The sequence below is a fragment of the Pseudomonas auratipiscis genome (assembly GCF_036324085.1).
Classification (GTDB): Bacteria; Pseudomonadota; Gammaproteobacteria; order Pseudomonadales; family Pseudomonadaceae; genus Aquipseudomonas; species Aquipseudomonas auratipiscis.
The window spans coordinates 304282-329754 of sequence record NZ_JAZDCU010000001.1 but is presented as its reverse complement, the minus strand read 5'-3'; the positions used below and the strand labels follow the sequence as shown (position 1 = coordinate 329754).

The 25473-nt window shown below is 60.0% G+C and carries 21 protein-coding genes; 13 read left to right on the top strand and 8 right to left on the bottom strand.

All coding sequences use genetic code 11. From position 1 onward, the window contains the following. Positions 1 to 81: 81 nt before the first annotated feature. From V0R60_RS01425 to V0R60_RS01415, 3 genes are read left to right on the top strand one after another with little or no spacing between them, the layout of a single operon-like run. Positions 82 to 5061, top strand: coding sequence for an MBG domain-containing protein (locus V0R60_RS01425; RefSeq protein ID WP_330078583.1), 4980 nt, complete (start codon positions 82 to 84; stop codon positions 5059 to 5061). Positions 5062 to 5063: 2 nt separating this feature from the next. Beyond that, positions 5064 to 6812: a ShlB/FhaC/HecB family hemolysin secretion/activation protein gene (locus V0R60_RS01420; protein ID WP_330078584.1), complete on the top strand. Its 1749-nt coding sequence runs from the start codon at positions 5064 to 5066 to the stop codon at positions 6810 to 6812. A gap of 50 nt (positions 6813 to 6862) precedes the next feature. Then, positions 6863 to 7102 (top strand): hypothetical protein, encoded by a 240-nt coding sequence (locus V0R60_RS01415; RefSeq protein WP_330078585.1) that lies wholly within the window; start codon positions 6863 to 6865, stop codon positions 7100 to 7102. Between the two features lie 37 nt (positions 7103 to 7139). Here V0R60_RS01415 and V0R60_RS01410 read toward each other — a convergent pair whose 3' ends face one another. Beyond that, positions 7140 to 7763, bottom strand: coding sequence for a TetR/AcrR family transcriptional regulator (locus V0R60_RS01410; protein ID WP_330078586.1), 624 nt, complete (start codon positions 7761 to 7763; stop codon positions 7140 to 7142). A 242-nt stretch (positions 7764 to 8005) separates the two neighbouring features. Here V0R60_RS01410 and V0R60_RS01405 point away from each other — a divergent pair, with 242 nt between their 5' ends. The 5 genes from V0R60_RS01405 (at position 8006) to V0R60_RS01385 (ending at position 13076) form a co-directional block, all read left to right on the top strand. Beyond that, entirely contained in the window at positions 8006 to 8872 is an 867-nt protein-coding gene (locus V0R60_RS01405; protein ID WP_330078587.1) for a fumarylacetoacetate hydrolase family protein, read from the top strand. 196 nt (positions 8873 to 9068) lie between these two features. After that, entirely contained in the window at positions 9069 to 10067 is a 999-nt protein-coding gene (locus V0R60_RS01400) for a VOC family protein (RefSeq protein WP_330078588.1), read from the top strand. Between the two features lie 19 nt (positions 10068 to 10086). Continuing rightward, on the top strand, positions 10087 to 10698 hold the full coding sequence (locus V0R60_RS01395; protein ID WP_203541400.1) for a malonic semialdehyde reductase: 612 nt from the start codon (positions 10087 to 10089) through the stop codon (positions 10696 to 10698). Between the two features lie 127 nt (positions 10699 to 10825). Continuing rightward, positions 10826 to 12064, top strand: coding sequence for an MFS transporter (locus V0R60_RS01390; RefSeq protein ID WP_330078589.1), 1239 nt, complete (start codon positions 10826 to 10828; stop codon positions 12062 to 12064). Between the two features lie 157 nt (positions 12065 to 12221). Beyond that, positions 12222 to 13076 carry a hypothetical protein gene (locus V0R60_RS01385; RefSeq protein WP_330078590.1) on the top strand — a complete coding sequence of 285 codons (855 nt, stop codon included), beginning with the start codon at positions 12222 to 12224 and terminating at the stop codon, positions 13074 to 13076. A 63-nt stretch (positions 13077 to 13139) separates the two neighbouring features. Here V0R60_RS01385 and V0R60_RS01380 read toward each other — a convergent pair whose 3' ends face one another. Both V0R60_RS01380 and V0R60_RS01375 read right to left on the bottom strand, forming a co-directional pair. Next, positions 13140 to 13775: a TetR/AcrR family transcriptional regulator gene (locus V0R60_RS01380; RefSeq protein ID WP_136476198.1), complete on the bottom strand. Its 636-nt coding sequence runs from the start codon at positions 13773 to 13775 to the stop codon at positions 13140 to 13142. A 10-nt stretch (positions 13776 to 13785) separates the two neighbouring features. Further along, positions 13786 to 14565 carry an enoyl-CoA hydratase/isomerase family protein gene (locus V0R60_RS01375; protein ID WP_136476199.1) on the bottom strand — a complete coding sequence of 260 codons (780 nt, stop codon included), beginning with the start codon at positions 14563 to 14565 and terminating at the stop codon, positions 13786 to 13788. Between the two features lie 112 nt (positions 14566 to 14677). Between V0R60_RS01375 and V0R60_RS01370 the strand changes: the two genes are divergently transcribed. The 3 genes from V0R60_RS01370 to V0R60_RS01360 all read left to right on the top strand — a co-directional run bounded on the left by V0R60_RS01370 (position 14678) and on the right by V0R60_RS01360 (position 18190). Continuing rightward, complete coding sequence (locus V0R60_RS01370; RefSeq protein WP_330078591.1) at positions 14678 to 15820, top strand: acyl-CoA dehydrogenase family protein; 1143 nt, start codon at positions 14678 to 14680, stop codon at positions 15818 to 15820. 8 nt (positions 15821 to 15828) lie between these two features. Beyond that, a complete protein-coding gene (locus V0R60_RS01365; protein WP_330078592.1) occupies positions 15829 to 16914 on the top strand; it encodes an acyl-CoA dehydrogenase family protein in 1086 nt (361 codons plus the stop codon). An 88-nt stretch (positions 16915 to 17002) separates the two neighbouring features. Then, positions 17003 to 18190, top strand: a complete 1188-nt coding sequence (locus V0R60_RS01360; RefSeq protein ID WP_330078593.1) for a lipid-transfer protein — start codon at positions 17003 to 17005, stop codon at positions 18188 to 18190. Between the two features lie 70 nt (positions 18191 to 18260). Here the strand turns inward: V0R60_RS01360 and V0R60_RS01355 are convergent, their stop codons facing one another. The 3 genes from V0R60_RS01355 to ptrR are packed head-to-tail and all read right to left on the bottom strand — an operon-like array spanning position 18261 to position 20540. Beyond that, entirely contained in the window at positions 18261 to 19220 is a 960-nt protein-coding gene (locus V0R60_RS01355; RefSeq protein ID WP_136476203.1) for an HlyD family secretion protein, read from the bottom strand. A 3-nt stretch (positions 19221 to 19223) separates the two neighbouring features. Beyond that, positions 19224 to 19583 carry a DUF3302 domain-containing protein gene (locus V0R60_RS01350; protein ID WP_330078594.1) on the bottom strand — a complete coding sequence of 120 codons (360 nt, stop codon included), beginning with the start codon at positions 19581 to 19583 and terminating at the stop codon, positions 19224 to 19226. A gap of 42 nt (positions 19584 to 19625) precedes the next feature. Next, on the bottom strand, positions 19626 to 20540 hold the full coding sequence (gene ptrR / locus V0R60_RS01345; RefSeq protein WP_136476205.1) for a putrescine utilization regulator PtrR: 915 nt from the start codon (positions 20538 to 20540) through the stop codon (positions 19626 to 19628). Between the two features lie 103 nt (positions 20541 to 20643). Between ptrR and V0R60_RS01340 the strand changes: the two genes are divergently transcribed. Both V0R60_RS01340 and V0R60_RS01335 read left to right on the top strand, forming a co-directional pair. After that, the gene (locus tag V0R60_RS01340; RefSeq protein WP_136476206.1) at positions 20644 to 22038 is read left to right on the top strand and encodes an aldehyde dehydrogenase family protein; all 1395 of its coding nucleotides are present in this window, start codon (positions 20644 to 20646) and stop codon (positions 22036 to 22038) included. 105 nt (positions 22039 to 22143) lie between these two features. Continuing rightward, on the top strand, positions 22144 to 23040 hold the full coding sequence (locus V0R60_RS01335) for a universal stress protein (protein ID WP_330078595.1): 897 nt from the start codon (positions 22144 to 22146) through the stop codon (positions 23038 to 23040). A 108-nt stretch (positions 23041 to 23148) separates the two neighbouring features. On the opposite strand, the gene V0R60_RS01330 is transcribed toward V0R60_RS01335, so the two are convergent. Beyond that, positions 23149 to 23970 carry a helix-turn-helix transcriptional regulator gene (locus V0R60_RS01330; protein ID WP_136476208.1) on the bottom strand — a complete coding sequence of 274 codons (822 nt, stop codon included), beginning with the start codon at positions 23968 to 23970 and terminating at the stop codon, positions 23149 to 23151. A 62-nt stretch (positions 23971 to 24032) separates the two neighbouring features. Continuing rightward, positions 24033 to 25451 carry an aminotransferase gene (locus V0R60_RS01325; RefSeq protein ID WP_330078596.1) on the bottom strand — a complete coding sequence of 473 codons (1419 nt, stop codon included), beginning with the start codon at positions 25449 to 25451 and terminating at the stop codon, positions 24033 to 24035. Positions 25452 to 25473 lie beyond the last annotated feature (22 nt).

The following is a 25473-nucleotide window of genomic DNA, read 5'->3' as shown; positions in this document are numbered from 1 at the left end:
GGCGTTGCATGAAGCAACGCTTACCCAGTAAAGATCCAGGATCAATCATTTCTCCTAGTTGACACCTCTAGGAGAAACACGATGAAACGGCACCTCAAACCTGGTCAAGAACCTCCCTCCTCGACACTGACTGCACTGTTCGTTTCCGTCGCTCTGGCAATTGCCGGGGTGACCTGGCCGGTAAGTTACGCCTTGGCTGAGAACATTCCCCAGGGCGGCCAGGTAATCGGCGGCAAGGCAACCATTACGCAACAAGGCAAAGGCATGGAAGTGAACACTTCCACGGCGCGTACTGCCATCAACTGGCAGAGTTTCAACGTCGGCCCCGACCACAAAATCACGTTCAACCAGCCTGATGGCAAGTCGGTCACCCTCAACCGCGTAACAGGCGGCGACCCCTCGAAAATCTACGGCACGGTAACCTCCAATGGCCAGCTGATTCTGGTGAATCCCAACGGCATCTGGATGGGGCCCAAAGCGCACCTATCTTCCAGCGCGCTGGTCGCCAGTGCAGGTTTTCTCACGGAAGAGCAAGCCAAGCAGTTTGCTGCAACCGGCAAGCTGGATATTCAACTCACAGGCGCGGTAACCAACCAGGGACGCATCACTGTTCATGACAATGGCATGGTCGCCCTGCTTGGCGCCCAGGTCACCAACGCCGGCGTTATTCAGGCCCGCAAAGGTACGGTGCAGCTGGCTACCGGCCCGCAGGCCACACTCGACTTTCACGGCGATGGTTTGCTGAACATTGCCGTCAGTGGTGAGCCTGGCGACAAGGCCAGCGTTACTGCCGATGTCAGTGGTGGCGTGCACAACAGCGGGCAAATCGACGTTGCCAACGGCGTGGTGGCCATGAGCGCCCAACGTGCAGCCAAGCACCTGGACTCGGTGATCAATCTGGGCGGCAACGTCGTCGCCGATTCAGTGAGCAACGACGGCGGCACCATCGTCCTGAGTAACGCAGCGCGCACTGACGTCACCGGAAACTTGAGCGCCACAGGCGTCAATGGCGGCACCATCAAGGTGCTTGGCGACCATGTGAATGTTGCCGGCACCGCCAGGATCGATGCCTCCGGCAGCCAGGGTGGCGGTGGCAAGGTGCTGATGGGCGGTAGCTTGCAGAACAAAGGGACCGAGGCGCCCGCCATCACCACAACCGTCGCCAAGGGCGCCCAGCTCAAGGCCGATGGCAAGACCGATGGGGGGCAAATCGTCGCCTGGAGCGATGAAGCAACCCATTTCGCCGGTTCGGCTTCGGCCAGCGGCAAGGTCAAGGGTGGCGTAGTTGAAACCTCGGGCAAGCAACTCACGGTAACGTCCGATGCCAAGGTCGACACCCGTGGACAGAAAGCCAACGGCACCTGGTTGCTCGACCCTGCCATTGTCAATATCGATGAAACCGGCGCTGTCGGCTCGGTCGCAGCCAGTACCATCGTCAGCGGACTGGCGCAAGGCAACGTGCTGATTCAGGCAACCGACACCATCAATGTCGATGCCCCCATCATCGCTACCAACCTCGCCTCGGTAGACAACGACGGTCGCATCAGTCCATCGACCCTTGCGCTGATCTCCTCCGGCAACGCCGGTCAGATCACCACGTACGCGGGCACCGATAAGAGCCATGCCAACGGCGCGGTGAATATCAGGGCGCCGATCCTGCTCAAGGATGGCAACCTCTACATCAGTGCTACTGGCGACATCCGCTTATTCGATGCGGCACCGGCAGGTGCCAGCGGCGAGGCCGCCTACGGCCGCCGCGCAATCATCGATGTGGGGTCGGGTATCGCCTGGCTGAAAACCACTGACACTGCCTCCATCTTCCAGCAGGACAACACTGCGCTGATCGGTGCCAAGGTCGCCCTCGAAGGGGCCAGCGTACGCATGGACAGCGGTTTGAACTTCGCGGGAGAATTGGCCGGCAAGGCCAGCAATGGCATATTCACCTTCAGCCAAACCAATGCCAGCGGCACCGGACCCGACACCAGCAAAACCATTACCGCCCCACTGACCGGTGAAACCCTCAGCGGCATCAAAGCCTATGCCCTGACCAAAGTCGGTACACAAGTGGTAATCGGCAACAACAATGTGGACCGCACCGTTGAACTGAGCCCCGGAAACGGTCAGACATTCGACTACGTGGTGTTCGAGGCGTTGAACCTTCGTGACGAGAATGGCAACGAGATTCCGCAAGCAGACGTACTGCGATATCTGGACAGCTCCGATTACCTGATCTACGGCATCAGCTTTCGCGACAGTGAAGGTTCGCTGTGGAAGTTCACCCCCAACCCCAGCGACGTCAATGCACCCATTGTCAGCCGCGACGGCGTACCGGTTAATGTCCCCGTGGGCTTTTCCCTTAGCCCGGTGGGTGGACAGCTCGCCGTTGGCGTCATGACCGGCATTGGCTACTGGGGTGTGGATGGCGAGTACATCCCCGGTGCATCGAACCAGCACGAGATACAGTACAAACCCGCCACAGATACCTCCCAGCAATTGATTTTCAAGCTGCCCGGTGAAACCGACGCGATGCTCGCCCGCATTGGCTGGCTGGCCGATGACAAGCCCTGGATAACCACCACGGACGGCAAGCCTGTCACCCAGAAAAACCTGTTTGAAACAGCCCAGGTCCAGTTTCTTTCAACACAGGACAAAACCGACACAAACGTTGCGATCTCCACTAACAAGGCACAAATCAGTGCTACCCCCGCGCACGCCAGCCGCGAATACGGCGAGCACAACCCGGCCTTTACCCAGGGCATCGTCAACAGCGGGTCAAGCGTGGAACAAGTACGTGGGTTGGACCAGTATGTTGACGCTCAATTGGGTCGGGCCGGTGTCACCAAGGCCGTGCCATCGACAGCCGCAACCGAGCACTCCAATGTCGGCCAGTACGCGATCGAGGGTGGCTTGAGCGGCGATGCATTTGCCCAGCAGCGCTATGAACTGCAAAACAACACCGCCACCCTGACCGTGACCCCGGCAGAGCTGACCGTGACCGCCAACGACAAGCACAAAGTCTACGGTGACAATGACCCTGGCCTGGACTACAAGGTCGGCGAGACAAAACTGGGTCACACCGGCGCTGAGCTGCTTCAGGGCAATCTTGATCGTCAGTCCGGTGAAAATGTCGGCCAGTACACCATCAACAAGGGCGGCCTCGCGTTGAACAACGGCCTGGGCGGCAACTACACCCTCAAGTATGTCGACGGCACGCTGCAGATCACCCCGGCGACCTTGACCGTTCAGGCGCAGGACACGTCGAAAGTCTATGGCGATGCCGACCCTGCCCTGACTCGTAGTGTCTCGGGCCTGAAGAACGGCGACACAGTGGCATCGGTACTCAACACCGGCACCCTTGGCCGTGAAGCCGGCGAAAACGTGCGTGCCGCCGGCTACACCATAAATCAGGGCAGCGTCGGCCTGAACAATGACCAGGGCCGTAACTACGTTCTGCAGTTTATCGACGGCAAGCTGACCATTACCCCCGCCGCCTTGACCGTAGCCGCTGATAACAACGGCAAGGTCTACGGCGACCTCGACCCTGCGCTGGGTTATCAGGTCCGTGGCCTGAAAGCCCAGGACAGTGCCGGCGAGGTGTTGAACAACGGCACACTGGTTCGCCAGACGGGTGAACAGGTCAGCGCTGGCGGCTACAGCATCGAACAAGGTTCGGTAGCCCTCAACCAGGGCAAAGGCCAGAACTACATACTCAGCTATGAGGCTGGAAACTTCAGCATTACTCCGGCCACCCTCCTCGTGCGTGCCGATGACAAAACCAAGGTCTACGGTGAAATCGATCCGGCACTCAGCTATCAGGTGTCCGGACTCAAACGTGGCGATCAGCAAACCTCGGTGCTCAACGGCGGCGCCTTGCAACGCACAGCTGGCGAAGACGTCAAGGCAGGTGGCTACGCCATCGGCCAGGGCACGCTGGCCAACATCAGCCAGAACTACATCCTCAACTACGAAGCTGGCGTATTTACCATCACGCCAGCCTCGTTGCAGATCGACGCTGGCACGCACTCCAAGGTGTATGGCGAGGTAGATCCAACGCTTTCCTACCGCCTCAGTGGCCTGGTCAATGGCGACAGCGCCGGCGATGTGCTCAACAGCGGCGCCATCGCCCGTAACAGCGGCGAAAACGTCGGCCAGTACGCCGTTCACCAGGGCGATCTCGGCCTTAACAGCGGCAAGGGTGGCAACTACATCCTCACCTTCAACAACGGTCAACTGGCAATCACCCCAGCCGTGCTAAGCGTGACCGCCGACCACAAGGCCAAGGTCTATGGCGATCTTGATCCTGAGTTGACCTATTCGGTCGCCGGCCTGAAACGGGGTGACAGTGCTGCCGATGTGCTCAAGGGTGCGCTCACTCGGGATGCCGGCGAGAACGTCAAGCCCGGCGGTTACGCCATCACCCAGGGCAATGTGCTGCTCACCAGCGGTAACTACGCCATGGTTTTCAAGGACGGCAAACTGCAGGTCACCCCGGCTCCGCTGGATGTACGCGCAGACAACAAGTCCAAGGTTGTCGGCGCTGCCGACCCGCAACTGACCTATCAAGTCAGCGGCCTGAAAAACGGCGACAAGGCTGATCTCGCCCAAGGTTCGCTGGTCCGCGCTCCAGGTGAAAGTACCGGGGCCTATGGCATTGGCCAGGATCAGACCTACCAGGCGGGCAGCAACTACACCGTGACCTTCCATGACGGCACCTTGACCATCACCGGACCGCTCGCGCCCATTGACCCATTGCCCACTGCGGTACGCCAAGTTGTTCCTGTCACCGCGCAATCGCCAGGCAACACCCGCTGCACGGCCCTGGAATCACCCTCGGCGGTATCGGCCAACTACTCGGTAACCCCCGCAGTGGCCCGCACCTACGCCGTGCAATTGATCTGTAAACCCCGTGCCTACGGCGATAGCAACAGCACCATCCCGGATATCCGCGATGTGCTCAGTTACGCCAACAGCCACTTCAAGGACGGCCAGTTCATCGTCCCTGATTGGAGCCGCAGCGTCATTCCTCACGACCTTCAGGCTCCGCAAAAGGGAGGTAAATAATCATGAAATCCTATCCCTCACGCATGACCCGTATCGCGGTGGCAGTGCTGTCCAGCCTGCTGGTGCTGTCGGCGCAGGTAAACGCCGCGCCGCTGGGGCAACTCAACCCCGGCCGGATCGAAGTTCCCGACCGCAGCGGGATGCGCAACTCGCCCACGCAGATGCCTGAAACGCTGGAGCTACGTGAAACCACCGTCACCCCGCAGCTGGAACAGTTGCCCGAAGAAATGACTGCACTGCCAGCGAACCTGTCACGATTCAAGGTCAACAGCGTCACCCTGATCGGTGCTGACAGCTACCCTGCCGGCACCTTCAAGCCGGTGCTTGCGCGCCTGGAGGGCAACAGCGTCAACCTTGCCGAGATCAACGCCGTGGTGGACACCATCACCCAGCGTTATCGCAAGGCCGGTTTTTTGCTGGCCAAGGCCTTTGTTCCACAGCAACGCCTGGAAGGCGGCAAGCTGACGATTCAGGTGTTCGAAGGCAAAATCAACCAGGTCAGCTTCAGCGGCCCAAGCAACAAGGCACTGGAGCGCTACGCCGAAAACATTCGCCAGCAAACCCCACCGAAAAGCGCCACCATCGAGCGCAACTTGCTGCTGATGAACGATGTGTCCGGTAACGAAAGCCGCGGTGCCTTGCAGGCATCACCGCTGCAGGCCGGTACTGAACTGACGGTAGAAAACCAGCTGCGCAAGTACGAAGGTTTCATCGGTTTCGACAACCGAGACAGCCGCTACTTCGGGCCCTGGCAGGTCTATGGCGGCATTGGTGTCAACGACCTTACTGGCAACGGCGACCATTTGGGCATCCGCGCCGGCCGGTCGGTGGAAGGCAACAAGATGACCTTCTTCGAGGGCCAGTATGAGTTGCCGGTTGGCAGCCAAGGCGATGTCCTCAGCGTACTGGCCCAACATAACGATGGCCACGCCGACACCTATTCGTTCCTCAATGCCAACAGCTCCGGTGACACCTTGGCCGTGCGTATCACGCGGCCATGGATTCGTCAGCGCGACAGTACGTTCAAGACGTCGGCGGCGTTCACCTACTTCAACGGCAAGTCCGAGTACCTCGACGACGCTGATCTGCCACCTTCCAGCGACGACCGCATTCGGGCGATACGCCTGGGTGCAAGCTATGACTTCGTCGATAGCTACGGCGGCAAAAACCTCGCCAAGCTCGAACTGAGCAAAGGCCTGGCAGTGATGGGCGCCAGCAGCGAAAGCCGGCAGAACCCGTCCCGCGAAGGGGGTGAAACCGACTTCAGCAAACTCCAGCTGGACGCGCAACGGCTGCAAGACCTGAGCCGCCTCATGGACGGGCTGAACCTGTACATGGCCGCCACTGCGCAGACATCCTTTGGCCAAGCCCTGCTGTCGCCGGAACAATTCGGTGTGGGCGGCAGCGAGTTCGGCCGCGGCTATGACCCTTCGGAAATCACCGGTGACCGTGGCTTTGCAGTCAAGACCGAACTGCAATACAACCGCATCCACGCCTTCAAAGACTACGCCGTACCCACCCAGTACTACGCGTTCTGGGACTTTGGCAAAGTGTGGAACGAAGAGCCCTATTGGGTCCCGACTCAGAGCTTGTCCTCAGCGGGCGTAGGGGCTCATTTGCAGGTGTTCAAGGACACTTTCGTTTCCCCGGAAATCGCCTTCCCGCTGACCCGTTCGGTCTCTGCTGAAGAGCTTGATAACGATAACGGCAAGGCGCCACGGCTTTATATCAACTTCCTCAAACTGTTCTGAAATCAGCGAAGCGAATGCCCCTCCTGGGGCATTCGCTGTGGAGACCGCACATGACTAGCCACGGTGAACTTTTGCGCACAATCAGAAGCGCTTCGTTCAATGACGAAGCGGCGGCAGAACTGTTGCTGGAAATACGCCGCCTTGGCCTGGCGCCAAGGCTCACCCATCGCCTCGACGATATCGCCATTCATATGCACCACGATGCCCGCGCGCTGGAGGCGCTCTACCTGGCTTTGAGCAGCGGCCGCATCGTGTTCAGCGCAGGTGTGCCAGCGGATGACCAGGATTGAGCTTCATCGGCCCACTGAAACATCGGTGCAGGATTGATCAGGCATTGCCCCCATTTCCTGGTTGCAGGCCACGCAGAAATATAGCGATGGCCTCGTCCACCCGCCGCTGTTGATCCACCTGCGAAGGGATATCCATCAACCCCAGCAAGCAGCGCAACTGAAAATCACCGGTCAGAGCATCAAGAAACAACACTGCTCGGGTCTGGGCGTCTCCCGCCCGGACGATCCCGTCTTTCTCGGCCCAGACAAAATAATCAAGCAAACAGCCGTAGGCTGCGCCGGGTGCCGCCTCGAAAAACGCCCGTGCAGCTTCCGGCGCACGCAGTGCTTCGGCGACGATCAGCCGGTGCATGGCGATCGTTCGTGGCGAAAGAATCACCTCCAGGAAGGTTTCGGCAATGGTGCGCAATGCCTGCGCCAACGGCTTGCAGGTGAGGTCCATGTGCGTGAGTGGGTTGACGATCTGCTCGCACAGACGGGCGATAATGGCCGCAAACAAGCCGTCCTTGTCTCCGAAGTAGGCATACACCGTACGCTTGGAGCCGCCGATGCGGGCGATGATGGCGTCGACACTGACCCCGGCATAACCTTCTTCAAGGAACATTTCCGTCGCTGTGGCGAGAATGCCCTCCCTCTTTTCGACTTGCCGCTTACTTTCCACCCGCTCGCTCAAGTAGCACCTCTGTCAGTTCCATACGCAATCGCTGCGCGCTAAGCCTACCTGCCCTGCGGTAGGCGTTCCACTTTGTCGATAAAAATGCATATCTATCCTGCATTTTTATGCAAAACACTTCCTGGCAATGGCATTGACAGACGCGGACCGCAATGGGAATCTTCGCATAACGGTACGGTACGGTACCGTTTACTTAAACCTTGAAAAATAATAACAGCGAGGTATGGATCATGCGTTTTGTCACTTTTGCCGAAGGTGCTCTCAAGGGCCTGGCCGTGGAGACCGAAAGCGGTCTGCGCGGCCTCACTGAAAACCTGCCAGGCTACCCGGGCTCGCTGTTCGACCTGCTCAGTGGTGGGCTGCAGGCGCTGCAGCATGCTCACCAGAAGTTGAGCACAGCGCCCTTGCTCGACAGCGGGCGCATTCGGCATCTGCCCCCCATCGAACGCCCAGGCAAGATCGTCTGTGTTGGCCTGAACTATGCCGACCACACCAAGGAAAGCCCGTACGACCAGCCGACCTACCCGACGTTCTTCCCCCGTTTTTCCACAACACTGATTGGCCACGGCGAGGCCATTGTCCGTCCACAGGTGTCCGAGCAACTGGACTACGAAGGCGAGTTGGCAGTGATCATTGGCACCCGAGGTCGCCATATCGCGCAAGAACAGGCCTTGCAACACGTTGCCGGCTACTCGATCTTCAACGAGGCCTCGGTGCGTGATTACCAGTTCAAGTCGCCGCAATGGACCATTGGCAAGAACTTCGACGCCACCGGCGCGTTTGGCCCGGTCTTCGTCAGCGCTGATGAGTTGCCGCCCGGTGCCCGTGGCCTGTCGCTGACGACTCGCCTGAACGGCAAGATTGAACAGCATGGTAATACTGCCGACATGGTCTTTGATGTGGCGCATCTGATCGCCGTACTCAGCGAAGCCGTCACCCTCGAACCGGGCGATGTCATCGTTACCGGTACACCCGCCGGCATTGGCTGGGCTCGCCGCCCGATGTTGTTCATGAAGCCAGGTGATGTCTGCACCGTGGAGATCGAAGGGCTCGGCACCTTGGTCAACCCCATCGCCGCTGAGACGCCGCCTGCCTGAGGTCGCGCTTGAAAAACTAGTCCAACCCCGTTCGCCTTAGACAGGCGGGAGTTTCACGGTCGGCCTCGCCGCGCCGTGACCCCGGCTGCCCACGCCCGGACCGATTTGCGGTTCGCGCTTGCGGCTGCCTGGAGAAAGCCTCCTTGCCAGCGAACGCCCGAATAAATCGTCGGCCCTGGGCTGAGGAGACGCAGCCATGCTGCACATCAAAGACATCAATCATGTGGTCTACCGGCATGCCGATCTCGACCTGCTTGAACGCTTTCTGCTCGACTTCGGCCTGACCGTCTGTCACCGCAGCAAACACCGGCTTTACCTGCGTGGTACCGGGCCGCTGCCCTATGTCTACATTGCCGAGCGCGCTGACACGCCGGCCTTGGGCGCCATCGCGTTTGCCGTCGAGTCGTTCGCCGACCTGCAGTTCGCCGAACGCTTGCCAGGAGCCTCATCGATCCAGGCGCTGGAGCACCCCGGCGGTGGTCATTTTGTGGCACTGCAAGACCCCTGCGGGCGTCGCATCGAACTGGTGCAGGGTATCGAGCCAGTCCAGGCCCTGACACAACGCTCCGCGCTGGTACTCAACTCGGCGGTCGAAAAGCGCCGCTTCGGCGATGTGCAGCGACCCGGCAAGGGTCCGGCACAGGTCATGCGACTGGGCCATGTGGCCATTGGCGTCGCCGACATGCCCAGCATGATTGCCTGGTACCGAAACGTGCTGGGCATGTTGCCATCCGATCTGATCGTCGAGGGCAATGAGCAGGGCTGCCCCTCTGCGGCATTCCTGCGCCTGAATCGGGGCAGCCAGTGGACCGACCATCACACCATTGCGCTGTTCCAGGCCAACCGTGATGTTGTGCACCACGCCTCCTTCGAGGTTCAAGACTTCGATGCGCAATGCCTGGGCCATGAGTGGATGGACGATCAAGGCTGGACCCCTTTCTGGGGCGTTGGCCGCCATGTGCTTGGCAGCCAGATATTCGATTACTGGCGCGACCCGTCGGGCAACCTCATCGAGCACTTCACCGACGGTGACCTGTTCAATCATGCCTCACCCATGAACTGCACCCAGGCCTGCGATTCCAGCCTGTACCAGTGGGGACCGCCCATGTCGGTGGAGTACTTCCTCGGTGGCAGCGATGAAAGCGAGACCGTCGCACCACGATCGCTGGCCGAACGCCAACGCCGCAGCCGCTGAGCATCACAGGAGTTCTGCCATGAATGAAACATTGTCCAACCACGCCCTCGACCAGCTGTTTCGCAGTGCCCGCAGCCACAATGGCTGGCTCGACAAGGCTGTAGACGACGACACCCTGCGTGCTATCTACGACCTGATGCGCTGGGGGCCGACCAGTACCAACGGCTGCCCGGCGCGTATTATCTTTCTGCGTAGCGCCCACGCCAAGGCGCGACTGCTGCCTGCGCTAGCCGCGGGCAACGTTGAAAAAACCCTCAATGCCCCGGTCACCGCGATCATCGGCTATGACGTCAACTTCCACGAGCAGCTACCACGCCTGTTTCCACATAACCCGGGCATGCGCGACTGGTACGCCGCGCAACCGCAGGCAATCCATGCCACTGCGCTGCGAAACAGCGCCCTGCAGGGTGCCTATCTGATTCTTGCCGCACGGGCACTGGGTCTTGACTGCGGACCGATGTCCGGCTTCGACCATGAGCAGGTCGACGCCGAATTCTTTGCAGGTAGCACCCGCTTTCCCGGCCAGCAGATAAGCACCAATTTTCTCTGCAACATCGGCTACGGCGATCCCTCGAAGCTGTTCCCACGCAGTCCGCGACTGAGTTTCGACGAGAGTTGTGCCCTGCTGTAAAAGCCTGCGCTCTGCGCACAGCCAAGCGCGCCATGTCGTTCACAACAAAAACAAGGAGAACACCATGCGGCATACCCACCCAACCCTCCCTTCCACACCTTGGTTCGACCGCTGACGGAGACACACCATGCAGAACATTTCGAAATGGCATGTGCTTGTCGGTGGCTTCCTCGCCTATCTGTTCGACGCGATGGAAATCATTCTGCTGACCATCGCCTTGCCGATAATCCAGCAGGATCTGGGCCTGTCCATTGCTCAAGCGGGCATGCTCGCTTCGGCGACATTGCTTGGCATCGGCTTCAGTAGCATTACCACGGGCTGGTACTCGGACAACTTCGGCCGGCGCAAGGCCCTGCTGCTGTCACTGATAAGCTTTGGCGCACTGACCATGGCCGTGGCGTCCACCAGCAACTGGTACCTGTTACTGGTGCTACGCTTTTTCTCGGGCCTGGGCCTGGGTGGCGTGTGGGGGATTGTGTCGGCCTACATTGCCGAAACCTGGCCTGCGCACCAACGTGCCCGCGCCACAGGCTTTGTGCTCAGTTCGTTTCCCATCGGCGCAGCAATCGCCGCGCTGGTTGGCAAGGCTTTGCTGCCGGATTGGCACGTGCTGTTCCTTGCCGCGGGCATCTCGACGCTTATCCCTGTGCTGTACCTGTGGTTCTTCGTTCCAGAGTCCCCCGAATGGAAGGCACAAAAAGCGATCGCCAGCCCCTGTGCCGATGCCCCTCGCAATGCTTCGGTGCGAGAAATCTTCGCCCCAGGCTTGCTGCGCCTGACCCTGCTTGGCACCGCTGCGGCAAGTTGTTCGGTGATCGGCTTCTGGGGGGCCAGTACCTGGTTGCCAACCTATCTTGTGCACGAGCGCGGCTTGGAGATCGGGATGATGGCGCACTTCATGACCATCATGAACATTGGCGCATTTATCGGCATCAACGCCTTCGGTTTGTTCGCTGACCGTATCGGCAAGCGCAATGCCACGCTGCTGTCGCTGCTGGGCAGTTCAGTGATGCTGGCAATCTACGCCTTAACCACCGATAACCAGATTCTGTTCTGGCTCGGCCCGGTGTACGCCTTCTTCTACGCCTTTGCCAGCCTGTTCGCCTCGTATTTCAGTGCTCTTTACCCGGTACGGGTTCGTACCATCGGCGCCGGTTTCTGTTTCAACTTCGGTCGCGGCCTTGCCGCATTCGCACCGTTGCTGCTCAGCGGCATTGCAACCAGCTATAGCCTGGCGCTGGGACTGCTGGTATGCGCCGGATTCTTTGCAGTTGGCATGCTGATCATGTTCTTCATGCCGCATGCCGAAGCACCACAGGGCATCCACGCAACGCCCTTGGAGCCCACGCAAAACGCTACCTCTTGATCATCACGCGCTGAAATCGCAAGCGTACTGCCCGACAGTTTGCCTGTCGGCTCGGGACTGCTCGCCCGGAGAAAACCTGGGCCCGACCGTACCGTCCTTCCCCAACGCCAGCGGCGCACGAGCTGTGCAGCTGGCAAGCCATCGGAAATGCACCTCGATGAACGCACAACAATTACAACAACGCATTTGCAAGGTACTGAGCGCTTTAACCCTGTGCAGCACTGCTGTTGTCGCCAATGCGGCGCAGTGGAGCGACACCTTTGTCGGCTTTCGCTACGGTGAGCATTACAGCGAGCCACCCGTGGACAAGAAAATCCAGAAGGAGATCTACCAGCTTGGCCACAGCAGTGGAAATGAATGGGGCGCTAATTTCTTCAACCTGGACGTGCTCAAGTCCGACAGCAATGACCCGAAAAAGGACAGCGACTCCGGCGCCGTCGAGGCGTACCTGGTCTATCGCCATCAAGTGTTCCTGAGCAAGGTGTTCGACCGTTCACTGCGCTATGGCCCGATCAAGGACATAGCCCTGACCGGCGGTATTGAACTGAACTACAAGAACAACGACTTTTCCACTCGCAAACGCCAATTGCTGATCGGGCCCACGCTCAAGTTCGATGTGCCCGGCTATCTGGACCTGAGCCTGCTGTATTCGATGGAATGGAACCACTGCGGCCTGTCCGCGTGCAAAACAGAAAATATCGAATTCGATCCCTACTACGTCATTCATCTCGCCTGGGGTTACCCCTTCCAACTTGGCGAGGCTGCGTGGAAGTTCCACGGATTCGCCAGTTACAAGACGGCCAAGGGCAAGGACTATTTCAACGACGACACCGGCGAGGAAAGCCTGATACGTGGCGCATTGATGGTTGATGTCGGCAAACTGGCTTGGGGAACGGCGAACACGCTCTGGGTCGGCCCTGGCTATGAGTGGTGGCACCACAAGTACGGTGCGATGCATAAACCGGGCGTCAATACCCATGCCCCGACACTGCACATGGAGTGGCATTTCTAAGCGCTATAGGGGTAAAGCTAAAGCGTGTCGACGGACCTGTGAGCCCCCCCGGCACGCTCAAGGCTAGGAACGCGGTACCAGCGAGGCATGAATGAAATCGAGCAGTTGCTTCTGAAAGCTGGCCAGGTCCACCGCCTTGGGGTCGAGCAAGAACTGCATCATCATCCCGCGCATCGCCCCAAGCACCAGGGTGGCGGTGGCCAGCGGATCCGCGTCGGCACGTATTTCGCCGTTGCTGATGCCGGTACGCACCTGTCGCGCCAGGTAGTCCTGCACCGCCCGGTTGTACGAACTGAGCACTTCGACGGTTTCCGAATCTTCGGTCACCGCCTCGGCCATCAATGCCAACAATGCCCGGGTGTTGACCCAGTCGGTATCGGCGCGCCCCAGGTAAACCCCGATGAACCCGAGCAACGTGGCAAGCCCCGGCTGGCGCTCAGGCACCTGTGACTCGACCATATTCATGAAGCTGGCATTGACGAAACCGGCCAGCGCCCGCAGCAACCCGGCCTTGTTGCCAAAGTGATGGGTCGCCAGGCCCCGACTGTAGCCTGCTTCTTCTCCGACTTCGGCGAGGGTCATGCCGACCCAGCCCTTGCGCGCGACGATACGCCTGGCCGCCTGCAGCAGGCGCTGCTCGGCTTCGGCACGGCGCTCGATCTGGGTGCGGCGCGATGGGGTCTGATCGGTGTTGCTCATCGGTAAATCCTTACTTGCCTGTAAACACGGGGTCGCGGCGCTCGGCCATGGCGAGGTTGCCCTCGACAAAATCGTCCATGACGATCTGCCACTCCTGCTCGCCCGCTTCGCGGTCAATGATCGCGTCCACCGCATCGGCAAGGCCCATGCGCAGGGTTTCCCGGCTGGACATCACTGCATGGGGGGCACAGAGGGCAATCTCTTCAGCCAGCGCCCGCGCAGCTTGCCGCTCCTCGCCCGGTTCGGCAAGTACATCTGCAAGCCCGATGCGTACCGCTTCGACACCGTCAATACGCCGAGCAGTAGCGATCAGCAATGAAGCCTTCTGGACCCCGACCAGGCGTGGCAGGGTCACGGACAGGCCAAAGCCCTGATGAATACCCAGGCGATTGAAGTTCGCCGAGAAGCGCGCCCGGCTGCTGGTGACGCGGAAGTCACCAAACAGCGCCAAACCCAAGCCCCCACCAATTGCAGCGCCCTCGACCACGGTGATCACCGGCTTGCGTACCCGGAACAGGCGTACGGCAAATTTGTATAAGCGGCGTGGGAACTGCGGGTCACTTTGCGCAGACCCGGAAAAATCGGCTCCGGCACAGAAGGTCTTGCCATCAGCCTGCAGGAGCGTCACCCGGCAGGCGGGCAACTGGTCCAGATGCTCCAAGGCAGCGACCAGGTCTCGGATCAATTCATCGTCAAAGAAATTCAGCGGCGGACGGCTGAAGGTCAAGGTGGCGATAGGGCCGCTCAGCTCAAGACTGAGGCCGCGTCCTGGTGTGAAAACATCGGTCATTGGAAAGCTCCTTTGGATAATTCGCGCTTGCTGGGCGTCGTTGGATGCTGCTAGGTTATTTACTTGCTGGCTGACAAGCAAGTAAATAACCCAATCCTACGAGACTACGTCCATGCAGGCTCTCGATATTCAACCGTGTCGACTCGACCCTGATACTCACGTCCTGCGCGCTGAAGTGCGCGCATTTCTCGCCGACGCCCTGAAAAACTTGTCTCCCGCCGAGCGGGCCAGGAACTGGAACGGCGCCGACGAAGCGTTCAGCCGCACGCTTGGCGAGCGCGGCTGGTTGGGCATGACCTGGCCCAAGCGCTATGGCGGCCATCAGCGTAGTGCCCTGGAGCGCTACGTGGTGCTGGAGGAGCTACTGGCGGCCGGTGCACCGGTCAACGCCCACTGGATTGCCGAACGCCAGAGCGGTCCGCTGCTGATGAAGTTTTCCCCTGACGTACTGGCGCCAAGGATTTGCCCGCAGATCGCCCGCGGCACTCTTTACTGCGGCATCGGCATGAGCGAACCGGACGTGGGCTCCGACCTCGCAGCGGTCCGAACGCGCGCCGTGAAAGTCGAGGGCGGCTGGCGCGTCAGCGGCCAGAAAATCTGGACCACCGGCGCGCAACGGGCGCAGTACATGGTCACGTTGCTGCGAACCGCGCCGCGTGACGAGCAGGATCGTCACGCCGGCCTGTCGCAGTTTCTGATCGACATGCAGTCGTCCGGTATCACTGTACGACCAATCCACAACATGCTCGGCGAGCATGATTTCAATGAAGTGTTCCTGGACAACGTCTTCGTTGCCGACGATTTCGTCATTGGTAATCCCGGGGATGGCTGGAAGCAGGTCGGCGCCGAACTGGCCTTGGAGCGCAGCGGCCCGGAGCGATACCTCTCCAGCACGCAGCTGTACATGGAAATGCTCGACAGCGCCAACCCGCAAGACACCCACCAAGCCGTAACCCTCGGGCGTGTAGCGGCACGGTATGCGGTGCTGCGCCAGATGTCCCTGGGGGTTGCCGGCATGCTCGCTCGTGGCGAAAACCCAGCGATCCCGGCTGCATTGGTCAAGGATCAGGGCGCATTGCTGGAACAGTCCCTGCCGGACATCGCCCACACGCTGTTTGGTGGCAGTCGCACGCGTGGCTCCAACCTTGATCAGGTGATGCGCTACGTCACTCAGACAGCACCCTCCTTCTCCTTACGCGGTGGTACACGCGAAATCCTGCGCGGCATTATTGCCAGAGGTCTTGGACTGCGATGAACGCTTTGATGAATGCCTTTGAGGCAAGGTCGGAACTACAGCGTCTGATTTCTCACAGTGTCGAGAGTCTGTTCGCCGAACAGGTTACCCCTGCCCTGCTAGCCCGCTTCGACGCCGGTGAACCGGCCAAGGCGCTGTGGCAACTGGTCAGTGAACTCGGCCTGCCCAACGCGTTGGCACCCGAGGCATTGGGCGGCAGCGACGCCTCCTGGCTGGAAGTAAGCCCGATCCTGCGCGCGCTCGGTTACTGGCAAGTGCCACTGCCGTTGGCAGAGAGCCTGCTTGCCAGCGCGCTCTTGGCGCACGCCGGGCTGCAAGTGCCGGAAGGTCCTTTGACAGTGATCCAGGTGGGCCGCCAGAACGACCTGCGCCTGACGGCCAAGGGAGAACTGCACGGCCGCGCCGTCAACGTGCCCTGGGGACGCGAATGTCGTTGGGCGGTGGTAGCAGTCGGCAAGCGCTTGGCACTGGTCGATCTGAAACAAGCGGCTGTCGTCGTTGCTCCCGCCAGCAACTTTGCCAGCGAACCGATGGATACGCTCAGCTTCAGCGACGCCCCCAGCCAGGCACTGGGTGAATTGCGCCTGGATGGCATCGACGAACCGGTCTGGACGCTAGGTGCGATGCTGCGTGCTTGTGTCCTGGTCGGCGCCCTGGAGGCGGTTCTGGACAAGACGGTGGCGTACGCCAACGAACGCGTGCAGTTCGGCAAACCGATCGGCAAGCAACAAGTGCTGCAGCAGTACTTGGCGCAATTGGCTGGCGCCACCGGCGCTGCACGCATGGCCTGCCACGTTGCATTGGGCAGTGCCACCGATGCGTTCGCCCATCAGCCTCACAGGCTGGTGTTCGATACCGCAGTCGCCAAAGTCTGCGCGGGTGAAGCGGCAAGCCTGGCCTGCTCGGTGGCTCATCAGGTATTCGGCGCCATCGGTTTCACCCATGAGCACAGCCTACATTTCGCCACGCGCCGACTGTGGTCCTGGCGCGATGAGTTCGGCAGCGACACTCAATGGGCCCAGGTATTGGGTGAATCGGCCATCGCGGCAGGCAGCGCCGGCTTTTGGAAAGGTCTGACCGACCCCAGCCTGTAGACAGAGCAGCACCCGATCTGCGCCTGTTGGCGCAGGCGGGTTTTTCAACCATCCGCTTCGCTATTGCGAACCTTGTGAGAACAGCCCCATGAAAGAGAAAGTCATCGTAGCCGGCGTCGGCATGATTCCCTTCACCAAACCAGGTGCCAGCGCAAGTTACACCGAGATGGGCGCAGAAGCGTTGCGCCAGGCGCTTAAAGACGCCGGTATCAGTTACGACCTCGTGCAGATGGCATTTGCCGGCTACGTTTATGGCGACTCCACCTGCGGCCAGTCGGCGATCTACCAGGTTGGCCGCACTGCCATCCCTATCATCAACGTCAACAACAACTGCTCCACCGGCTCGACTGCACTGTACCTGGCCCGTGCCGCAGTCATGAACGGTGAAGTCGATTGCGCGCTTGCCCTGGGCTTCGAGCAGATGCGCCCGGGCGCACTGAAATCGAACTGGGATGATCGTCCGGTGCCTCGTGAACCGTTCCTTCCAATTCTGAACGAACTGACCGCCGATGCCGGCGATCTACCCGGCACGCTGCGTACTTTTGGCGGCGCTGGTCGTGAACACATGATCAGGTACGGCACCAAACTGGAAACCTTCGCAGCTATCCGCGCCAAGGCCAGCCGTCACGCGGTCAACAATCCCCTGGCCTTGTTCCGCAAGGAGCTGACTGTCGAAGACGTGATGAACGACCAGGTGATGTGGCCTGGCGTCATGACCCGGCTGATGGCATGCCCGCCGACCTGCGGCGCGGCGGCGGCGATTGTCTGCAGTGAAAAATTCGCCCGCCGCCATGGCTTGCGCAGCGACGTGGCCATCCTTGCCCAGGCCTTGACCACAGACCCGGTCGAGTCTTTCGAGCCGCCCTCGATGATCAGCTACGTTGGCTTCCAGATGGCGCAGGCGGCTGCGCAGAAGGTCTATGAGCAAGCAGGTATCGGCCCGCAGGACATTCGTGCGGTAGAACTGCATGACTGTTTTGCCCACAACGAACTGCTGACCTACGAAGCGCTCGGCTTGTGTCCAATCGGTGGTGCCGAGAAATTCATTCTTGATGGCGACAACACCTATGGCGGCCGAGTAGTGACCAACCCCTCTGGCGGGCTCCTATCGAAAGGCCATCCGCTGGGTGCCACCGGGCTTGCACAATGCTATGAACTGACCCATCAACTGCGCGGCAGCGCCGGCGCCCGTCAGGTTGAAGGGTTGAACATCGGTTTGCAACATAACCTGGGACTAGGCGGAGCCTGCGTGGTGACAATGTTCGGGAGAAACTGAGGCAAAGATCGAGCACATTTTCGCCTGAAGACCACAAGGCCCCCACCCAAGGGGGCCTACCACCGGTCTATCAATGGAACGGAAAGATGTAGTTCATCCAAGCCGCCATCCGCAACAGAATCTTGCGCATCGTACCAATGTGCTCGAAATGCTTGCTGTAGACCGCCGCCTGCCCATAAGCCCCGCCCGGCATCTGATCCTTGTACGGCGCAAACGCCGGGTCGGTAATCTCGATAATCACCGGCACCCGCCCGGCAGGCGGTGACCCGGTATAACCGATCAACGTCCCCGAAGGCTGCACCTGACCCTCGGCAATCACCGTAATCACATTCGTCACCTGGCCCTTGAACACCTTGCCAGGAATACCATCGAAGGCGACCTCCGCCTCATCACCCGCGACCAGACGCAACAAGCTGTTTTGCCGCATCCAGGCGGCAAAATACTGCCCCTCCTGAGGAATGAACACCATCGACGGCCGCAACGGCAGCCGGGTCGCCATCATCCCCGGGCGCAACGACACATGAGTCACGAAACCCTTACTCGGTGCCCGCACCACCGTGTTATCCAACTCGAACTGAGCATTGCCGATCTGCGCCTGCAAGTCATCAACCCGAGCGATGGCAGCCTCCAGTTCACGGCGCGTACCAAAGTTGCGCTTGATCAACTCGCTCATCCGCGACAGGTCACCCCTGGCGGCCAACTGCTGGGCCTTGAGCGACTTGAGCCGGTACTCGAACGGCGCCGGGTCAATGCGAAACAACACATCACCCTTGTCCAGCAATTCGTTGCCTTGTACCGGCACCTCAATCACTTTACCGGAGACCACCGGCACCACCGGTACCGAGACAAAATAAGACCGCGCCACCTCCGAATAAGGGTGGTTGTAGTTCATGGTAAAAATCAGCGCGCCGACAATTAATACGCCGCCGAGCACTGCAGTAGGCACGGTCCATTTGTTCAGGGGAATGCGAAACAGTTTGAAGATGGCAACGCAAATGGCGGCGTAGGTGAGGATAAGTAACAGGTCCATAGGCTAGTTACCCCCGCCGGTTTCAATCGGAGCATTCCCAGTCTTTGCCTGGCTCGCCTCCAAATGTGCCACGCGCTGTTGCAACTCCAGCAATTGGCGCTGCAGGTCGGCCGCCGGGGATTGGTTGCCGGCACCTATTCCCCAGCCGCGATCCTCACGGTAGAGCATGGCCCAGATCCACAGGAACGGCCAAAGCGCATGCAAAGTGAACAGACTGACCCACCCGGTCGCATGAATGGCATCCTGATGCGGATGATTGCGATGAACAGCGATTTCGTAGGGAATGTCATGAAGGACGATAATGCCGTAGAACAACACCAACCCAGCAAAAATCAACACACCTAATGCAAAGTAATCAAGCATGGCTGCTCCGAAACGCAATAAAGCGAAAGTGGTAGGTAGAGTCTAATCAATCATTGCTTTTTTACCGCGAATTTCACCGTTGTCTTCGCTGTTTTTACGCCGACGTGATTCAAGCAGTGCGACGAAGCTCGACAAGCTCTGCGACACCGTGCCGCGCCGCCATACCAGCCAGGTATTGAGGTAACGAAATTCCTCCGACAACGGCCAGACACTGACCGTGGCGCAGCCCGGCATACTCTCCAACATACTCCGCGGCATCAGTGCCAGGCCCGCACCGGCGCTGACGCAGGCAAGCATTCCGTGGTACGACTCGATCTCGAAAATCTTGCCTGGCATCGCCTCATCGGTATTGAACCAACGCTCGAAATGATGGCGGTAGGAGCAATTGGAGCGGAACGCGTAGATGTTCTCGCCGTTGACGTCCTGGGCACGCTTGATCGGTCCATGGTTGAGCGGCGCGATCAGCACCATTTCTTCCTCGAACACCGGAACCCCATCCAGCGCCGGGTGCAGCACCGGGCCGTCGACGAAAGCCGCCACCAGGCGTCCGGACACCACACCGTCGATCATCGCCCCTGAAGGCCCGGTGGAAAGATCCAGTTCAACCTTGCTGTATTGCTGGTTGTAGGCAGCCAGCAATGCCGGAATACGCACCGCCGCCGTGCTTTCTAGCGAACCTAGGGAAAACGGCCCGCGAGGCTCCTCGCCTGCCACGGTCATGCGCGCTTCTTCAACCAGAGTGAGAATGCGCCAGGTGTAATCAAGAAAGGTCCAGCCCGCCGGCGACAGCCGCAGCCGGCTTTTTTCGCGGATAAACAACTCGACGCCAAGATCGGTCTCCAGTTGCTTGATACGCGTGGTCAAGTTCGACGGTACCCGGTGAATATGCTGGGCCGCGACGCTGATGCTGCCGTGCTCGGCCACGGCTTTGAAGATTTCCAGCTGAACCAGATCCACATCATTCTCCAATCGTGAACGAAAGGCTCATTATTATTCAGTTTTCAAAACATGCATAGCGCTCTACGCTGGCAATGTTCCCTAATTCTTGCAGGACAGTGCCATGACCGTGTTCTCCAGCCATACCCATGCCGTGTCGATCAACCCCGCCAATGGTGAAGCCATCGGTCACTATCCCTACGCCTCTGAAGCAGACTTGGATGCCGCACTGACCCGTGCAGCGGGCGGCTTCAACCAATGGCGCCGTACCCCGGTGGCCGAACGTGCGCAGCGGGTGCTGGCGCTGGCCACTGCGATCCGCGACAACGCCGAGGCCATGGCGAAAATGATCACCCTGGAAATGGGCAAGCCGCTGGCCCAGGCCCGCGGCGAAGTGGAGAAATGCGCGCAACTGTGCGAGTGGTATGCAGCACAAGGCCCGGCCATGCTCAACGCCGAATCGACGCTGGTGGATAACGGCCAGGCTCGCATCGAATACCGGCCGCTGGGCCCGATTCTGGCGGTAATGCCGTGGAACTTCCCGGTCTGGCAGGTGCTGCGTGGCGCAGTACCGGCGCTCATCGCCGGCAACACCTACGTACTCAAGCACGCCCCGAATGTGATGGGCAGCGCCTACCTGCTGCTCGACGTCATCAAGCAGTCCGGCCTGCCAGACGGTGTGTTTGAAGTCATCAACGTCACCCCAGAGGGTGTTTCCCAGGCCATCAAGGATCCGCGCATCGCTGCCGTCACCTTGACGGGCAGCGTGCGCGCTGGCATCGCCATCGGTGCCCAGGCCGGTGCAGCGTTGAAGAAATGTGTGTTGGAGCTGGGCGGTTCCGATCCGTTTATCGTCCTTAACGACGCCAACCTCGATGAAGCGGTGAAAGCCGCCGTGGTCGGCCGCTACGCCAACACTGGCCAGGTTTGCGCCGCGGCCAAGCGCTTGATCGTTGAACAGGGTGTGGTCGAAGCCTTCACCGAAAAATTCCTCGAAGCCACACGCAAGCTGGTCATGGGTGACCCGCTGTCGGAGCAGACGTACCTTGGTCCGATGGCGCGCTTCGATCTGCGCGACGAGCTCGACGAGCAGGTCCAGGCCACCCTGGCCGAAGGCGCTACCCTACTGCTCGGTGGCCATAAGGTCGACGGTGCGGGCAACTTCTACGCCCCGACCGTACTGGCCGATGTAACCGACCAAATGACCTCGTTCCGTCAGGAACTGTTCGGGCCAGTAGCCTCGATCATCACTGCCCGTGACGCCCGCCATGCTCTGGAGCTGGCAAACGACAGCGAATTTGGCCTGGCATCGACTCTCTACACTCAGGACTTGGAGCTGGCAGCCCAACTGACTGAAGAACTGGACACCGGCGGCGTGTTCATCAACGGCGTCTGTGCTTCCGATCCGCGGGTTACGTTCGGCGGGATCAAGAAGAGTGGTTTTGGCCGTGAGCTCTCGCACTTCGGTGTTCGCGAGTTCTGCAACGCCCAGACCGTCTGGCTGAACCGCCGCGGCTGAGTGACCAACGGTCAGGTGGCGTTGGCAAGGCTTACGTGAGCGTTGTGGGCAATGGGCTAAACTCTAGCTCGGGGTCTGGCAATACAACGCCACCGGAGGTGCATCATGAGCCAGTACCAACGCCTGTTCCTGATGGTCGGCGCCGAGATGCGCCACACACCAGCACTGGAGCGTGCTGCCGCCCTGGCACACGCGACCGGTGCCACGTTGCATATCTGTGCCATCGTCGAGGAGCTCGACACCCTTGGCCTGATCAGCGGCGACGAACACCGCAACCAGACCCGCCTGGAGAACAACCTGCAGTGGCTTGCCGACGAAGCCACCTTGCTGCATGAAAATGGCATTCGTGTCAGCACCGAAGCCCTCCTGACCCGCGACGTGCTCGGCGCTGCATTGGCCCAGGTGCAAGAAGTCGAAGCGGACCTGCTGATCAAGGATGTGCAGCATGAACCGGCGTACAAACGCCTGTTGTTCACACCGCTGGATTGGCAATTGCTACGCGAGTGCAACTGCCCGGTGCATCTGGTTTCGGCAGTGCATTGTCCCCTGCCCCGTGTGGTGGTGGCAGCCGTCGACCCGACCCACCCTGAACACCCGCACAACGACCTCAACGAAACCGTCATTCAGGCCGCCAGCGACCTGGCACGCCAATGCAATGCCGAACTGCATCTGCTGCATGTGTGCGACAGCGCCCATACCCACATGTCCGACTTTGGCGCCGGCACCGTGACCGTACCAGGTTTCGACAGCAACGTACGCAAATCCATTCACAAGGTCTTCGAACGCCTTGCCGAACGCCATGGCGTACCCGTGGAGCGCCAGCATTTTCTTTCTGCGCCGATCACCCGCAGCATTGCCGAGTTCGTCGCCCATAGCCGTACCGATGTGCTGGTGATGGGCAATCATCCACGCAAACTGCTCGAACGCCTGACCGGCAGCACCACCGAGCATGTGCTCGATCACACCTTGTGCAATGTGCTGGCGGTCAAGGCCGCAGGGTGACGCAAGCGCACGCCAGCCGCGTGGCCGTCCATTGCCGTGGACTACTCGCGCCAGCGCGACCGGCTAATCTGCAGGTTGTAGCCGCGGCCATGCTGCAGGGCACGCGGCTCAGCGGTGTCCAAGCCAATCGATAAACAGCGCAAACAGCTCGGACTGCGAATTTATTTCAAGCTTGAGGTAGAGGTTCTTGCGGTGCATGCGCACGGTCTCAGGGGAAATACCGAGTTCGCTGGCCGTGGATTTCACCGAGTGACCGCGCAGAATCATGTGGGCAACTTCGCGCTCACGATCGGTCAGCACCTGGCAGCCAAAACTGTCGAAGGCGGCTTGAATGCTGTTGTGTTCAGTATCAGCAGGCGCCTGCGCCAGACCGTGCTGGGCAAAGCGGGCCAGCAGGTCGCGAATCATCGGTTCGACCGCACGCAGCAGATTGACCTGCTCCGGGGCCAGGCGCGAGCCGCTACAGCCCTGGAACAAACTCAGGGAAATCTTGCGCGCAGCGCCGACATCGGCAATGAAGTAGCTGTCTTCGCTGCAGCCGGTACCCAAGTAATAGGCCTTGTAGTAGTCGCTGTCGAAAAAGTGGTCCGGTGCGATGTCTTCCAGGTGATAGAAGCCTTGGGCCAGGCCGCTCTCCACGGCCAGGCAGAACGGATCGAGCAAGTAGCCGGCAGCAAAGTAGCGATTGAGGATGGCATCGCGGTGCTGCTCGGGAATCCCTTGCTGATACAGCAACTGTGGCGCTTGGCCCTGGCACTCTAGACTGATCATCATCGATTCGACCGCCACCAATTGACTGATGGCCGCCGCCAGGTGCTCAAGGGCATCGGCCGTTTCTATATGGGCGCAGGCGTTCTGCAGCGCTGCATGCCATTGCTGCAAGGCGCCCAGGGACAGGCAGACGGGAGTTTCCAGGGATGCATGGCTCATGCCCCGCAGTCTACCTGCTGGGCCACGAGCCTGCACCTGGGCAATGGCGCCAAGCCTCACCCTCATGTACCGCTGTACAAGCCTTCGCGGCGTAGTTCGTTGGCGGTTTCGACGATGCATTGGCGCAAGGTCTCGACGATTTCGTCGACCTGGCCATGGGTGATGATCAGCGGCGGCGACATCACGTTCAGGTGCATGATCGGGCGTACCAACAGGCCCTTGGCCTGGGCGCGGCGGTGGATACGCTCACCGATGTTCACCGCATCGGCAAACAATGCCTTGCTGCGCTTGTCGGCGACAAACTCTACGCATGCCATCAACTTCATGCAGCGCACATCGCCCACCAGTGGCAGTTCACGCAAGCTTTGCAAACGCTGTTCAAGGTAACCACCCACCTCCTTGACGTGATCGAGCAGCTTCTCGCGCTCGATAATCTCGATGTTTTTCAGTGCCGCCGTACAGCACACCGGGTGACCACTGTAGGTAAAGCCGTGGGTGAAACAACGGCCCTTGCCCGGTTCGGCAATCACCTTCCAGATCCGCTCGGAGAAGATACACGCTCCCAGTGGCAGATACGCCGAAGTCAGACCCTTGGCAGTGGTAATGATATCCGGCTGCACGCCGAACAGTTCTTCACTGGCAAAGAAGGTGCCCAGGCGGCCAAATGACGTCACCACTTCATCGGCGACGAAAAGAATGTCGTAGGTCTGGCACACCTGCCACATCCGCAGGAAATAGTCCTTGGGCGGGATGATCACACCGCCTGAACCCATGATCGGTTCGGCAAAGAATGCCGCGACGTTGTCAGCGCCCAGCGAGAGGATCTTGTCTTCGAATTCGGCCACCAGGAAGTCGAGAAATTCGCCTTCGTCCATATCGTCCGGCGCCCGGTACGGGTTGGGATTGGACACATGATGGATCAGTTCGTTGGCGTAATCGAACTCCGGCACCCGGTCGGCCGCCTTGTTGCCGATCGACATGGTCAAGGTGGTAGAGCCGTGATAGGCGTTGTAGCGGGCAATGACGTGTTTTTTGTCCGCTTTGCCCCGGCAGTTCTGGTAGTACTGGATCAGGCGGTACGCGGTATCGACCGCCGTCGAACCGCCCGTGGTCAGAAAGACGTGATCCAGATCACCCGGCGCCAGTTGCGCCAGCTTTTCGCACAGTTCGATGGCAACCGGGTTGGCCATGTCGGAGAACGGGTTGGAGTACGCCAGCTTGCGCACCTGATCGGCTATGGCCAGGGCCATTTCTTCGCGGCCCAGACCGATGTTGGTACACCACATGCCGCCGACGGCATCCAGAAAGCGGTTGCCATCGGTGTCGCGAATATAGGCACCCTCTCCGGCGACGATGTTCAGCGCGCCCTGCTCACGGTGCTCGTCGAATACATGGTAGCCGTGCATGTAATGGGCCTTGTCGGCTTCCACCAGAGGGTCTTGGGCAAAAACAGGTGCAACAGCATTAGTTGGCGTGGCCATGGTCAGTTCCTTGGCGAAGGTA